The 14,950-nt window shown below is 45.6% G+C and carries 12 protein-coding genes; 7 read left to right on the top strand and 5 right to left on the bottom strand.

The genetic code is table 11. From position 1 onward, the window contains the following. Window positions 1–123: 123 nt before the first annotated feature. Window positions 124–996, bottom strand: a complete 873-nt coding sequence (locus NSQ55_RS01635) for a Cof-type HAD-IIB family hydrolase (RefSeq protein ID WP_076124725.1) — start codon at window positions 994–996, stop codon at window positions 124–126. Window positions 997–1,301: 305 nt separating this feature from the next. Here NSQ55_RS01635 and NSQ55_RS01640 point away from each other — a divergent pair, with 305 nt between their 5' ends. Beyond that, window positions 1,302–2,543 (top strand): DUF445 domain-containing protein, encoded by a 1,242-nt coding sequence (locus NSQ55_RS01640; RefSeq protein ID WP_076220722.1) that lies wholly within the window; start codon window positions 1,302–1,304, stop codon window positions 2,541–2,543. A gap of 439 nt (window positions 2,544–2,982) precedes the next feature. Here NSQ55_RS01640 and NSQ55_RS01645 read toward each other — a convergent pair whose 3' ends face one another. Further along, complete coding sequence (locus NSQ55_RS01645) at window positions 2,983–4,122, bottom strand: glycosyltransferase family 4 protein (RefSeq protein WP_339170848.1); 1,140 nt, start codon at window positions 4,120–4,122, stop codon at window positions 2,983–2,985. 181 nt (window positions 4,123–4,303) lie between these two features. Between NSQ55_RS01645 and NSQ55_RS01650 the strand changes: the two genes are divergently transcribed. Continuing rightward, window positions 4,304–5,080, top strand: coding sequence for a YheC/YheD family protein (locus tag NSQ55_RS01650; RefSeq protein WP_232061115.1), 777 nt, complete (start codon window positions 4,304–4,306; stop codon window positions 5,078–5,080). On the opposite strand, the gene NSQ55_RS01655 is transcribed toward NSQ55_RS01650, so the two are convergent. Then, window positions 5,073–5,888: a hypothetical protein gene (locus tag NSQ55_RS01655; RefSeq protein ID WP_339170850.1), complete on the bottom strand. Its 816-nt coding sequence runs from the start codon at window positions 5,886–5,888 to the stop codon at window positions 5,073–5,075. The two genes, NSQ55_RS01650 and NSQ55_RS01655, sit on opposite strands and share 8 nt — an antisense overlap. A gap of 280 nt (window positions 5,889–6,168) precedes the next feature. Between NSQ55_RS01655 and NSQ55_RS01660 the strand changes: the two genes are divergently transcribed. The 5 genes from NSQ55_RS01660 to yfcE all read left to right on the top strand — a co-directional run bounded on the left by NSQ55_RS01660 (window position 6,169) and on the right by yfcE (window position 13,765). Further along, window positions 6,169–8,673 (top strand): PAS domain S-box protein, encoded by a 2,505-nt coding sequence (locus NSQ55_RS01660; protein ID WP_339170852.1) that lies wholly within the window; start codon window positions 6,169–6,171, stop codon window positions 8,671–8,673. Beyond that, on the top strand, window positions 8,670–9,293 hold the full coding sequence (locus tag NSQ55_RS01665) for a C39 family peptidase (protein ID WP_076185575.1): 624 nt from the start codon (window positions 8,670–8,672) through the stop codon (window positions 9,291–9,293). Before NSQ55_RS01660 ends, NSQ55_RS01665 begins: the two co-directional genes overlap by 4 nt. Before the next feature lie 107 nt (window positions 9,294–9,400). Then, a complete protein-coding gene (gene pulA / locus NSQ55_RS01670; RefSeq protein ID WP_339170854.1) occupies window positions 9,401–11,356 on the top strand; it encodes a type I pullulanase in 1,956 nt (651 codons plus the stop codon). Between the two features lie 250 nt (window positions 11,357–11,606). Next, window positions 11,607–13,091, top strand: coding sequence for a glutamate synthase subunit beta (locus NSQ55_RS01675; RefSeq protein ID WP_339170856.1), 1,485 nt, complete (start codon window positions 11,607–11,609; stop codon window positions 13,089–13,091). A gap of 125 nt (window positions 13,092–13,216) precedes the next feature. After that, the gene (gene yfcE, locus NSQ55_RS01680; RefSeq protein ID WP_076185584.1) at window positions 13,217–13,765 is read left to right on the top strand and encodes a phosphodiesterase; all 549 of its coding nucleotides are present in this window, start codon (window positions 13,217–13,219) and stop codon (window positions 13,763–13,765) included. A gap of 13 nt (window positions 13,766–13,778) precedes the next feature. Here yfcE and NSQ55_RS01685 read toward each other — a convergent pair whose 3' ends face one another. Next, the gene (locus NSQ55_RS01685) at window positions 13,779–14,417 is read right to left on the bottom strand and encodes a LysE family translocator (RefSeq protein ID WP_076302296.1); all 639 of its coding nucleotides are present in this window, start codon (window positions 14,415–14,417) and stop codon (window positions 13,779–13,781) included. A gap of 19 nt (window positions 14,418–14,436) precedes the next feature. After that, the gene (locus tag NSQ55_RS01690) at window positions 14,437–14,868 is read right to left on the bottom strand and encodes an Lrp/AsnC family transcriptional regulator (protein WP_076124705.1); all 432 of its coding nucleotides are present in this window, start codon (window positions 14,866–14,868) and stop codon (window positions 14,437–14,439) included. Window positions 14,869–14,950 lie beyond the last annotated feature (82 nt).

Raw genomic sequence — 14,950 nt, forward strand, 5'->3', positions numbered from 1 at the left:
ACGCCACAAGCTAAACCTAAAGTGTGATGGAAGCCCCCTACCTAGCAAAAATAAACCCACAAATAGCACCGTGAGCAGAACTGCCCACGGTGCTATTTGTGCATCCGCTGCTTTATGCAGAAATTATTCTTTAGAATTTCTTTTCAAAAGATGCTCAATTCCTGCCGCGACTCCGTCTTCCTCATTACTGGTGGTGATGAATTCAGCCATTTCCTTAAGAATTGGCGCTGCGTTAGCCATAGCAATCCGGTAGCCGGCCTTCTCGAACATTGGCTGATCGTTATAACTGTCGCCCATGACAGCTACATCCGCTAGCGGGATACCATAATGGTCAGCAAGCATGGTTACACCGGAGCCTTTGTTGGCCTCTTCATGGTTAATCTCGATATTATTTACATGGGAGGCGGTAATAATTAAGCCCGGAATAGCTGCGAAGCGGGTGGAAGCTTCCTTGAGCAGCTCTCGGTTTAGAGAAAAAGCCAATGTTTTATAAATAACATTTTCCTCCTTGCTCCACACCTCTTCCATACTCTCCACATAGGTTACCGCTGCTTGTTGAAACTGTTGATCGATCATTGCTTTCAGCAACCAACTGACTTCTTCAGGAACTTCTTCATCGCTTAGTGCAGATAATTTCTCTAACCGTACACGTTTGTTCAGCTCTACATAAACGTTATCCTCAGTGTATACCTCGTAATACAAGTCCGGAATTTCGTTCATCCAGCGCAGAGCGGGAATGATGTCTGCTTTATTCAGCGGCGTGCTTGCCGCGAGGGTGCGATCAGATAATGTGACGACTGCGCCATTTAGACTGACTACAGGACATTCCAGATCCGCTAGCCGAAGCTGACGTTCTGCATCCATAAAAGAGCGGCCTGTGGCAATGATAACAATGTGACCTAGTTTCTGAGCTTTTATAATAGCTTCGCGGTTTTTTGGACTGATGTTTCCTTCTTCGTTCAGTAATGTTCCATCCATATCTAAAGCAATCAGCATATTGTATGAGCTCCTTTTCCAGGTAAAGTGGTACTTTTTAAGGGTATTGAAACGTTACTTGTATCTTATCATTAATATTCTGAAAACCAAAAACCATTTTCATGCAACTGTACAATAATGAACGTCCAACAAGAGATAAGAGGTTTTTACAGTATATTTTTAGATAATAGTTCAGTCGTGGTACAATAGTTATCAAACTAACCGACTAGCCGAATCTATCGTCAGCTTATGTTCGTGGAACGTGACCCGACGGTATTTTTCCTGTGTAAGGACATCGGCAGCTGCTTATGTAAAGGGGACTATTTATGAGATCCAAAAACTTAGCCACCATGTCACTCGCCTTTATGGCATGTGGGTTTCTGATTACACTGTTTCTACCTGAAAACCTAGCCGTGATTCTACTGAGAGGTGGTTTCGAGGCCGGTTTGGTAGGGGGGATTGCCGACTGGTTCGCGGTAACGGCGCTGTTCCGCCATCCGATGGGGCTACGTATTCCACACACCTCACTACTGCTCAAGAATCGCGATAAGATCATCCAATCACTAATCACCGCGATGGAGACTGAGCTTCTTAACAAGGAAAGCATTGAGAACAAGCTGCGTAAGTTTGGCTTTATATCAATGGGCTCCAAGCTACTGACAAAGTTCTTTAGTAAAAAGAAGGCAAGAGTACAAATATTGGAGCAGCTTGGCGAATTCGTGTCTCGTCTTCCGGTAGAGAAGGCAGTACCGTTTCTGCAAAAGGCAGCCTCCGAATATGTTCGTGAAGCTGAGCTTGGCGTTGCGGCTGATAAAATAGTTACTAAGTTAATGAATGACGGTAAAGATGTAGCTGCTCTGGACTATGCGCTGGAAGGGGTGTCTACTTGGAGCGGACGTCCTGAAACGAAGGCTATGCTGGGCAAGATTGCCAGCGAGAAATTGGCTGAAGTGAAGCTTGGCGGACTTAAAGGTATGGCTTTTCAGGCTTTTGTCGGGTTTATGGATGCAGATATGCTTGGTGAAATGCTGCAAGGTATGTTGCAGTCCGGTATCCGCGATTTTCGGGAAGAGGATAGCCCATACCGTGAAGAGATTATCCGCGAGATTCGAGTGGCCCTGTTCCAGATTGTTAATGACGAGGCTAGACTGGCTTCATTAAAAGAATGGGCACTGAATGAGCTTGAAGGCGAAGCAGCAACCGAATTCCTGCATGCGCAATTGGAGAACATTCGCAGCAAAGCAATTTCCCTATTGGAGGAAGATCGGGCGGCTGGCGGACGCAAGCTGTTCACGTTATATACCCTGCTTGTACGTCGTATTGGCAAGGAACAAGAATGGATCAGTAGCTGGGAAGAGCGGATTCGCGCTTCGCTAATTGCCTTTGTAGAGGCTAACCACTACAGAATAGGTCTTTTGGTAAAAGAGAATCTGGACAGCATGGATGACGCTAGTCTAGTGAATATGCTGGAAGATAAAGTGGGTAAAGACCTGCAATGGATTCGTGTGAACGGAGCTTTATGCGGGTTTGTCGTAGGGCTTGTGCTTACAGTTATTCAATTGATTTGAATGAAACTTACTATTTATTGTAAAATAAGAAAAAAAGAAGAGCAGCGATTCTCCCGTGAGGGAGGATCGCTGCTTTTTGTTGTTGCTCATGGCCTGTCTGCATCGTGGAGTAATAATCCTCCTCTGAGGCTTATGGACCGATATGACGTTATTTGTTAGTTCTTGGCTCTTGGAACATGCTTGCGGACTCCACTGGCGTTATTCCTATGGATGACGTTCATATGGGACATTTTTCATGCCAATAGTGGTTATAGGGTTCTTTAGCATTGCAAATGAGGGATAAAGCTGCGTTTGGGGTCAGCTGTGTCCGATAGCTACCTTGTATGCGCATATGTTACCTAATTCAATCGGAGATTGGTGCTTAGCTCAAGCAAGCTCCAAAAAGAAAGGGAACCCAGCAGCCAGTTGATGGCTTAGGAGGCCCCTACTTTGGGTGAGTCTACAATTGCATTCCACCTGCAAGAGTTCTGTTCCCCCGCTGTGGTGTTGCAGAAGCTTGGTACAGCTGTTCTAAATGGTTTGCTGTACGCTGCCAATTGAAGGCTTCAAGCGCGTCTGCTCTCCCTTGTGATCCGATGGTAACTGCCAATTGTGGATGGCGGGCTATCCGCAGCAAATACCGGGCAAAGGGTAAAGCCTCGCGATATCGTTCTACCAGATAACCGTTATGGCCAGAGGCGACTATCTCTCGGATGCCCCCATTATTCGAAGCGATAACAGGTAGACCGGAGGCCATAGCTTCTACATTAACAAGACCGAAGGATTCATGGTTCTGGGAAGGGCATACAAAGCAGTCTGCCGCCTGATAAAGGGTGTGAATATTCTCATGAGCCACATTTCCTAGAAAAGTAACAGACACTCTCAGCCGCCGTGCAAGGAGCTTCAACTGCCGTATGTACGACGGTTTGCCTTTGCCGGCGATGACCAGATGAGCGGGGAGGTGTTTGTTTAAATGCGACATAGCACGGATTAATATAGGCACTCCTTTGCGGGGTATAACCCGACCCACGAACAAAACTGTGAAGGTCTGCGGGAGTTTGTAGAAACTACGAAGCTGTTGTTTTTCAGATATCTGCACAGGGGTAAACCGGTCAAGATCAGCTCCCAATAAGACAATATGAATCCCTGTGGTCAGTTTCGGGAAGCGGCGATCCAATCTTCGCTGTAAGGAGTGGCTGTTGGCAATGATCAGATCCGCTTTTGCCAAGGCATTGGCCACTTTATCTGTACCCGGTGTGAAGGTAAGCGAGTGCAGGAACAGAAATACCGGGATATGAGGAAGCTGCTTCTTTACAGCAGACATAAGATGGGGGCGATTATCAACCTGAATGATGTCAAAGGATTCTTTCTGAATGTATTCTAATACCGAAGTAAGATAATGGGCTGGGGTGCTTGCAGGCAATCGGATAATTCTGACCTGCTCCAATATAATGGCAGCAGGTAGTCCAGGTACCTTCCGACTAACAATGGTTACCTTATGTCTCTCCGCCAGTCTTCTGGCAATGGCCCAAATGCAGATTTCTACAGAACCGTCTCCCGGAACTGGGAACTGCTCCGGTGCAATGATACAAATGTGCATGGTTCACGCCTCCTTTTATCCGCTAATGGATATCCTCTTCCACCATATGCAACACAGTAAACAGTAGATACATCCGAAAGCGGAGAGGGCGTTTCACTCATGCCATTTGTACAGTTGCAGCATAAAATACTAAGGCTTACTAAGGCCGTGATTATTTTTTGAGGGACAGGGGAGAGGACAGTTGGGAAAGAAGTTAAAGTCTGCATTGACCAGCAAATGGATTAAAACCAAGGTGCTCATGCGAAGCGCTGAAATTTCACCGTTGATTCCCGAAACGATAAAATTCAGTAAAGTCAATCTGAAAGCTATGCTGCTGAAATATGGAATGGTTTATGTTAAACCGGAATACGGTACCTATGGCAATGGTGTGATGAAGGTTGAGCAGAGTAGAGAGGCTCATGGAACAGAATATAAGTACCAAAGTGGAACAAGACTCAAAACCTTTAGAACCTTCGACGCCTTCCATTTATCTTTAAAGAAAGCAACGCGTGGACGTAGTTACCTGATCCAGAGAGGAATAGTTTTGCTAAAGCACGGGAAACACCGCTTTGATATCCGTGTGATGGTCCAGCTCAGCCCGCAGGGCAAATGGGAAACTACCGGTCTGATCGGTCGGGTAGCTGAGAAAGGTAAGATTGTTACCAACTATCATAGCGGCGGCAAACTAACTGCTATGGAAAAGCTGCTGTCTCCTTATCTGAACGAAGCTCAGCAAGCGCAAATGCTTAAGATCCTGAGAAAGCTAGGAGAAGATACCGGACGTTTCTACCATAAGAAATATCCTGGGTTTAGACAGATTGGTGTCGATGTAGGATTGGATAGATCCATGACGCCTTGGATTATTGAAGTGAATACTAGTCCGGACCCGTATATTTTTAAACATCTTTCTGATAAAAGCATGTACCGCAAAGTAATGGCTTACCGCAGAGCGAATGAGAAGAAAAAGTCCGTTAAATGATCTGTTTCCTCGTATTTGCAATGACAGCAGAAATCTTTTGTTCTAATTCTATGATTTTTTGCTTGTGTGTTGCGATTTGGCGGTAACCGGAGACGAGTGAGGACAGAGACTGAGTGGTTAATGTAAGGTTTTGCTTGCGAATCGCTGCTTTGAAGTCACTCCAATCTGCGGAAATCCGTTTATTCAATGAGGTGACTACGCTTTTGTTTGATTTAATTGAGACCTGTGGACTATCAATGCCAGACAAGGTTTTGCGGGCATAGGTTATCTTTCGGGTACGTGTCTGTTTCGCTGCATTCAACTGATTCTGTCTGTCGCTAATTTCTTTGCGTGCCAACTGAACCAGGATCTTCATAGCATCACCTTGGGCTTGTAATACGGTATTCAACGTCTTGTTTTTAAGACCCTTGGCGATCTTGATACGCTTATTAAGCGCATTGTACTGGTCGAATAAGGGCTGATAGTGCTGTTTGCAGCTCTTAACGGTAGCCTCCAGTTGAGCTACGGTTTCTAAATCAATCTCTTTAATTTGCTTACGTACTGCAATCAGTGTTTGCTCATTATTATAGTGAAGGGTTCGGATCTGCTCCTCACGATTATTGTATTGCATCTTTAAAGTAGATAAATCATTGTACAGATTAGTCATCTTTATCCTTGTAGGACCGTCGGCAGTCGCAGCTGTTAGATCAAAAACCGCTTGAATAGAGGGTGTTAATTCAGTCGTTGCTGCAGCAAAAGCTTCCGTTGATGTGCTTAACGATAGCAGGATCACCAGTAGTAGTAAGGGGAATGACTTTAGTGCGTTCATTAATTCGCTCCTCCTTTTGTCCGTATCCCTGAAGACAACAAAAAAGCACCCGTAGCAAAGGCAAAAGCCTTTATTACGGGTGCTTCCATCGTAATAGGTCACGAACGATATATTTATTCTTAAATATAAGTTGTTTATTTGCTAGCGTCAATAATTTAAATTTAAATATTTCCAATTTAAAATAATGCGCTAGACATTTCTTTCCCCAGTTCTCTTATCGTATACTGACATAAGAAGGTATGAGAGCTTTAGCACTAGCAACAAAGGAGGTCTGGCTTAAATGGGCAGCTCGGTAGAATTTAACGCAATTCTGGATCATGCATTTATGAGGTCTCCAGAAGGAATGGCCGTACTGTTTTCGAATAACGGCGATTTCAACTGGATAAAAGTCAATCCGGCTTTTTGCAATCTACTTGGCTTTACGGAGGCCGAGTTTCTTGCCGGGGCTCTTTTTACAGAATCGGAAAATAGAGAGGCACATTCAAAAGAGCTCTCCTATAGATTAGTAATGGACGAGCTTCAGAAATCGCCAGCGGGCAGCTGGAAGAAGGAACATTGTTTTTTAAACAAAGAAGGTCAACCCGTTTGCCTGTCTCTCATGTTCTCTGGATTAGGAGCAGAAGAAGGACAAGCCCCATCGTATATTATAGTATACGCCGAGGATATTACGGAACTAAAGATCGCAGCTCAGGAAACGGTGGATCATCGGGATCAGCAGCAGCAAATGGAAGAACAAATTCGCCAAAGTGAACGCAATTATAGATTGATGTCTGAGAATTCGCTGGATTTAATCTCGCGTCATGCGGTCAAAGACAGTGTTTTCTTATATTGTTCTTCAGCTAGCCGTACCTTGCTTGGTTATGAACCTGAAGAGATGGTTGGGACAAGCGCCTATAATTATCTTCACCCCGATGATCTAGTTATGATGCAAGGTTTAATGGAGCAGAGTCGCAGCTCTGGCGTTATTCCGGCTGTAGCTTACCGCTACCGCCATAAGAATGGCACCTATGTCTGGTTCGAGTCGAGCAGTCGTTATACCTATGATGATGAGGGAAATGTCATGGAGATTATAGCGATTGGGCGGGAAATTACGGAGCGCAAGCAGTTCGAGTTCAAGCTTAAGGAGAGCGAGCAACGGTATAAATCATTGTTTGAATACAATCCATCTGCTGTGTACTCTATGAATTTGCATGGAGACTATTTGACAGCCAATGCGAATTTGGAGAAGTTGACCGGGTATTCGCTGGAGGAACTGATCGGAATGTACTTTGGCCCCATTGTGCATGAGAAGGACATAGAGAAGACGTTGTATCATTTTAACTTAGCCGCCCAGGGTTATCCTCAAAGCTATGATCTAACGCTTATTCATAAAGACGGACACTTTGTAGAAATTAATACTACCAATATTCCGATCATTGTAGATGACCAAGTAGTGGGTGTGTATGGGATTTCCCGTGATATTACAGAGCGCATCCGTTATACAGAACAAATTGAGAAGCTTAGCAATGAGTATACCCTTATTTTAAATGCGGTTTCAGAAGGCATCTTTGGACTCGATATGGAGGAGAAGGTGACGTTCATTAACCCTGCAGGTTTGCAAATGCTGGACTATGAACATGATGAAATTATGGGCCATCCTTATTTGGATCATATTCAGCAAATAGCGCTTGATGGGAGCCATTATCGGCCGCAGGAATCTCCACTGATGAAGGCTATTAAGTCAGGTGTATCTTATCAGAGTAAAGATGCGGTCTTGTGGCGTAAGGACGGTTCTAGCTTTCTTGCGGAATACCAGGTAACCCCTCTGTTTGATAAAGGGGAGCCGAAGGGTGTTGTTGTAGTGTTTCGGGACATCACGGATGAGAAGGAAATCATTCGGGCGAAGGAATCCGCAGAAAAAGCAGACCAGGCTAAGTCTGAGTTCTTAGCTATTATGAGCCATGAAATCCGTACGCCGATGAACGGAATTGTAGGGATGACGGATCTCCTGGCGGAGACGGAGCTTGATGAAGAACAGCTTGGATATACTGACATTATTAAGGAGAGCAGCAGCTCGCTCCTATCTATTTTGAATGAAATACTGGATTACAGCAAAATTGAAGCCGGAAAAATGATGATTGTAAATGAGCCCGTGCAGCTTCAAGCCGTATTGGACAGCGTAATCGATCTATTTACAGCTAAGGCTTTGGAGAAAAATATTCAGTTATCATGCAGCATGGCACCTGGAGTCCCGCCACTGATTATGGGCGATGCCGGGCGGTTGCGTCAGATATTGGTCAATCTGGTCAGCAATGCAATCAAGTTTACAGATCGGGGCAGTATCAGTATTTACGTAGAGCAGAAGCTGTCCGCAGATCAAAAGAAATTAACTTTGAAATTTAATGTTAGGGATACGGGGATCGGCATTCCTCTAGAGAAGCAGCATCGGCTGTTTCAGTCCTTTTATCAGCTGCATTCCTCGTTTAATCGCAAATATGGCGGGACCGGATTGGGGCTGGCAATTTGTAAAAAGCTCGTTGAGCTGATGGGCGGAGCTATCGCTGTAGAGAGCAGTGAAGGAGAGGGCTCTAATTTCTATTTCACGCTGCAGATTAATCCTGATAGTAGTAAATCTGAGATAAATGTGGAAGATACAGTGCAAACAGAAGAACGGGAGACAACAATGGAAGGGGCAGCAGCTGCAGAAGAAGAATTGGATGCCGGTGCAAATGTAATTCTACTTCCGGAGGCAACTCCACATTGTGCTCCTAAGTCTAGCCCTTTAAGAGGGGATCTATCCGAATGAAGCATGGACAGCCTCGGATTAGCAAGAAACTGCCTGCGGAGCCATATACACAGTGGGAGGTTGGGGTCGAATCCCCGTCCTCTGCATGTGGCCCAGCTACGATGGCCGCGTTAGCGGAGTATTGGAACACCCATTTAGGAGCGGACTTTATTCGGGGCAAAGGTCATTTTCCTTCCAAAGCCGCTCATATTAATTACATATACAGCCATCACGGTGGAAGACCTTGGGGGATGAGTGTGCGCCGTTTTACCAAAGGACTGAAGAACTATATCCATTCAGTGATTTTACCTAAGGATCAGCAAAAGTTACTTATTACTACGTTTAATGATTTTGAAGTATATAAAACAGAAATTGATGCCGGCCGGCCTGTGGCTGTTAAATTTGATAAGTGGTTTCGTCTGCGGTGGAGAGGTGAGTTTACTTACGACTACCATTGGGTACTAGGTATAGGATATGAGGGATTTGAGGACGGAGAGCGTGCTAACCTGATTGTTCACGATAATGGTGTGCGGTACAAGGACGGTAGAGTCACTCTAGGGAAAGAACGGCGTATTCCGTATTTTGCGAATAAAGACATTATTACGATGGTTGGGCTAGATATTGACGATGCATCGAGGTAGAGGGATTGTCCTGACAAAATAGCTTGAAAAATTTGAGTCCAAACGTTTGCACTACTTAGACGATCATACTATAATCCAGTTAATAACTGGAAAAGGGGATAGGTGCTTTGTCCGTACAAAGGGAAATGAAGGAACCCATTTATTATGGGGATCCTGCGGCTACTAGAGGGATTTCCGTGTTTGCTCAGGAGTTTGATCAGTTATTCAGCTATGATGGGGACGATCTTGGCCTAACGTACTCACCGGGGAGTTCAGCTTTTTGTTTATGGGCGCCCACCGCTCAAGAAGCGGAGCTGGTACTCTATAATTCATGGCAGGGAGCAGCAGAGTGTAAGTATTCTATGATCCGTGATGTCCGGGGAACGTGGAGAATTACAGTTGACGGTGATTTAGATGGCAAGTTCTATACCTACCGAGTACGTCTTGGAGAACAGTGGAATGAGGCGGTTGATCCTTATGCACGTGCTGTAGGAGTGAACGGTGATAGGGGAGCTATTTTAGATTTACGTAAAACAGATCCGGAACGGTGGACGGAAGATAAGCCACCCTTGGATGATCCTGTGGATGCCATCATTTATGAGCTTCATTTGCGAGACTTATCCATTCATCCAGCAAGCGGTATGACCCATAAAGGACAATATCTTGCTTTGGCGGAAGAAGGAACCCGCGGACCGGAGGGTATTCTCACTGGACTCGATCATATCGCGAACCTCGGTGTAACCCATGTGCAGCTATTGCCTGTCTATGATTATTCTACAGAGAGTGTAGATGAGACGAGGCTGGATGAACCGCATTATAACTGGGGTTATGATCCGAAGAATTATAATGTGCCAGAAGGCTCCTATGCTACAGATCCATATGTGCCTGGACTGCGTATCCGGGAACTAAAAACAATGATTCAAGCACTTCATGATCGCGGTCTCCGCGTCATTATGGATGTGGTTTACAACCATGTGTACGATGGCTATCGTGTGAATTTCACAAAGCTGGTTCCCGGCTATTATTTGCGTTACAAGCAAGACGGAAGCCTGTCGGATGGCTCTGGCTGCGGGAATGACGTGGCTTCAGAACGCTTGATGATGTCCAGCTTCATCGTGGAATCCGTAGTTTATTGGGCCAAAGAATACCATATCGATGGTTTTCGTTTTGACCTGATGGGCTTGATTGACCTCGACACGATGGAGGAAATCCGGCGTCGTCTGGATGGGATTGACCCGTCCATCATGACGATTGGTGAAGGTTGGATGATGGGGACGGAGTTGCCGATGGAGCGGCTCGCTCATCAGAAGAATGCTGCGCTTCTGCCGGGAATCGGACATTTTAATGATGATTTCCGGGATGCCATTAAAGGGAATATTTTTCTGCATGATCAACCGGGTTTCATCAGCGGAATGATGGGACTGGAGCTTGCGATAAAGGCAGGGGTCGCGGGAGGCATTGCTTATGCCCCAGGCATTGGACAATTTGCCGTGGAGCCTCAGCAAACCCTCAATTATGTGGAATGTCATGATAATCATACGTTATGGGATAAAATATTACTGTCCACACAAGGGCAGACGGACAAACAGCGTCAATCTATGCATAGGTTAGCTTCTGCGATAGTGTTCATGAGTCAGGGAATCCCCTTTGTCCATGCGGGTCAGGAATTTATGCGCACGAAAAACGGGATAGAGAACAGCTATAAATCCTCGGTGAAGATCAACCAATTGGATTGGGAACTGTGCGCTGCTCATCAAGATGATGTGGTTTATCTGAAGCAGCTAATTGCCTTGCGTAAAGCACATCCGGCTTTCCGTTTGCGAACGGCAGATGAGATTCGGAATCATCTAGTATTTGAAAAAGCACCGGTAAGTTCGGTAGCGTATACATTGCGTGGCCATGCTGGAGGCGATGCGGTGAAGCATATCTATGTGCTTTTTAATGCTAATGTAGAACAGACGACTTTGGTTCTGCCACAGCTTGGTGCATGGAAAACAGTTTTTGGAGCCGATCTTGCGCAGAATCTGACGGGTAATAAGCTAACTGTAAGCGGGATTGGAATGGTAGTGCTGACGGCGGACTAGATGTTTTTTTACAGATAATTCTTCAAAAGCATGCAGTGTATTGTGCTCAATGAGTGCAGTACACTGCGTGCTTTTTTGTGTGGAACTTTCTTTTGAATGGATGCTCTTATTTTACATAAAAAGGTGACATTACTCATTTTCGTTAAAGATCTAGGATGCTAATATTAAGGCATTTACTTTGGCGCTTTAGAGTGGCATAACAGCAGAAAGTGACAGAGAGTACTTTTCTTTGGTAGAGAGGATGAAAGAGATGGGGAAAGCAACCGGATTTTTAGAGTTTGAACGACAGACACCCTCCGAGTGTGAGGCATTGGAGCGAATTAAGAATTGGAATGAATTCTCGATACCTATGGATGAAGAAAAGCTGCGCGAGCAAGGGGCGCGTTGTATGGATTGCGGTACGCCATTTTGTCATGTAGGACGCCTGTTGTCTGGTATGGCTTCCGGCTGCCCTTTGCACAACTTGATTCCTGAATGGAACGATATGGTCTATCGTGGAAATTGGGAGATAGCGCTGAAACGTCTGCATAAGACTAACAACTTTCCTGAATTTACAGGCCGTGTCTGTCCCGCTCCTTGCGAAGGCTCTTGTACGGTAGGGATGAATGGCAAACCTGTCACCATTAAATCTATTGAGAAGTCGATTGTAGATAGAGGTTTTGCAGAAGGCTGGATTGTGCCTGAGCCGCCGCTTCATCGCACGGGTAAAAAGGTAGCTGTAGTGGGTTCAGGTCCGGCAGGGCTTGCCTGTGCGGCACAGCTTAATAAGGCTGGACATACGGTGACTGTGTATGAACGGGCGGACCGGATTGGCGGTCTGCTTACCTATGGTATTCCCAACATGAAGCTGGATAAAAAGACTGTACAGCGCCGGGTGGATCTGCTTGCAGCTGAGGGCATTACCTTCGTAACTCGAACAGAGATCGGCCGAGATCTCCCTGCATCACAGCTCAAGGCAGAGCATGACGCTGTAGTACTGTGTGGTGGATCTACACAGGCACGTGATCTGCCGATAGAAGGACGCGATTTGCGTGGGATTCATCAAGCTATGGAGTTTTTAACGCTGAATACAAAGAGCCTACTGGATTCAGGGCTTGCCGATGGGGAATATTTATCAGCAGCAGGTAAGGATGTAGTTGTAATCGGCGGTGGGGATACTGGAACAGACTGTGTAGCCACTTCGATCCGTCACGGCTGCCGCAGTGTGACTCAGCTTGAGATTATGCCACAGGCGCCGCTGACACGTCAGTCTAACAATCCTTGGCCGGAATGGCCAAAGGTGCTTAAAGTGGACTATGGTCAGCAGGAGGCCGCTTCACTGTATCAAGAAGATCCGCGCCGTTATCTGGTTTCGACGAAACGGTTTGTCGGTGATGAGGGTGGGCAAGTGCAGGAGCTGCGTACAGTGCGCATTGAATGGACTCATAATGAACAGGGACGAATGGTACCGGTCGAAGTGCCGGGCAGTGAGGAGACCCTGCAAGCGCAGCTGGTATTACTGGCTTTGGGATTCACAGGGCCTGAAGAAGCTGTACTGGGCGAGCTTGGGGTGGAACGCGATGAGCGGGGGAACGCCAAAGCAGAATTAGGAGCACAAGCTACCAATGTAGAAGGTGTGTTCACAGCAGGCGATATGCGGCGCGGGCAAAGCCTTGTAGTCTGGGCTATTGACGAAGGGCGCCAGACTGCGCGCGAAGTAGACCGCTTTTTGATGGGATCCTCGAATTTGCCGTGAGTGTTAAGATATAGCGGGCAGGGCGTTCCTTTGGGAACGTCCGCTTTGCGTTGTGGTATGTTCAAGGTTAAGATTATTGTCTAAGCGCATATTTACTTAAGTTAAGTTGAAAAGGAGAATACATGATGAAGTTAATGTTTATTTCCGACATTCACGGATCTTTATTTTGGCTGGAACGGGCTTTGGAAAAGGTAGAAGAAGAGCAGCCGGACAGTCTTATTATTCTAGGAGACTTTTTATATCATGGTCCAAGAAATCCGCTGCCGAAGGAATATAACCCACAAGAGGTTGCTAATAAGCTTAATGCATATAACAAAAACAAGCCGATAACCGCAGTACGTGGAAACTGTGACGCCGAGGTAGACCAAATGCTGCTGGAATTCCCGATGATGGGCGATTATATAATGCTTTTGCACGAAGGCAGACGGATTTACGCTACACATGGTCATGGCTTTAGCATTGAGCATTTGCCGGCGCTTTCCGAGAAGGATATTTTTATTCAGGGACATACCCATATACCAGTTGCCGATGTAAAAGAGGGAGTGTATGTGCTGAATCCCGGCTCCATATCGCTGCCTAAAGAGAATAATCCGAATTCCTATGCTGTTCTAGAGGGCGGGGAATTTATCGTTAAGGATTTTGAAGGCAATGTGGTAAAAAAGATTACCGTATAGTGAGAGGGATCGTTTAAAGGAACTCCTGAAGATTGAGAGATTGAATAAGGGAGACAATGCCAAAGGACAACATTACCAATCCGGATAGTTTGTTGAACATGAGCTGTTTCGACCGTCCTAACATTATGTTGGTTCTGAACAAAGCAGTGCTCCCTGTCAAACCCATCCACCATAATGCGGAACCCAGAAAGACGCCACTAACTAGAAACGGCATATTGGAGCTGCTATGAGACAGAAGGACGCCAGATGCGCTGAATATGCCAAGGAAAAAAATAATCGTCATGGGATTGGACAGCGTCAGCAACAGCGTTACTATGTATGAATTCAGTGAGCTTTTTGGGGAATTGGGTGCTGTGCTGTCTGTGTCTGGGGGTTCTAACAGCGACTTCATGCCAAGATAACAAATAAACAACCCGCCCAAGGCTTGCAGTACCGTTTTATAATCAACCAAAAAAGCGGTGAGGGCGGATAAGCCGAATCCGGCGATACTACCATAAACTGCGTCAGCTGTGGCCGCTCCCAAGCCGCAGCATAGGCCAGTTTTGAAACCTGAGCTTAAGGTTTTCTTGATGCATAAGATGCTGATAGGACCTAAAGGAGCCGCAATAGAAAGCCCCAGCAGCATTCCTTTTGCCATCCACTCCCAAGGCATAAGGCTTCACTCCTTTTATCTATTCTTCTTTTAACGTGGACAAAATAAATACGGTATTTGATCTTACAATGTCATGATTGGCCTTGAGTGTATGCGTTATAAAACCCTCCAATTCGGATAAATCCGGTAGACCCACCTTCAAGAGATAGTCGTATTCCCCCGAGATATGATGACATTCCAGTACTAGCGGCGATTGAATAATGGTTGTGCGGAAGTGTTGGGTTTCAACTGAGCCGTGCAGCTGCACGAAAATATATACCAATAGGGTTTGTCCTATTGCCTTACGGTTTAACTTGACCGTGAATTGATCAATCACTCCGTTATTCTCCAGTTTACGAATTCTTTCAGTGATGGAAGGCACGGATAAATGAACGATTTTACTAATTTCGGAACTGGTCATGCGGCCGTTGCTTTTCAGTAATTCCAAGATTTGAAGATCGATGTCATCCATTGCAACTCACTCCTTTAAGCTAATTATATAAAATCCATTAGAAATGAAAATAGAATCACTAAAATAAGTAAAATTATTAAAT

The organism is Paenibacillus sp. FSL H7-0943 (genome assembly GCF_037963265.1).
Lineage (GTDB): Bacteria > Bacillota > Bacilli > Paenibacillales > Paenibacillaceae > Paenibacillus_AQ > Paenibacillus_AQ odorifer.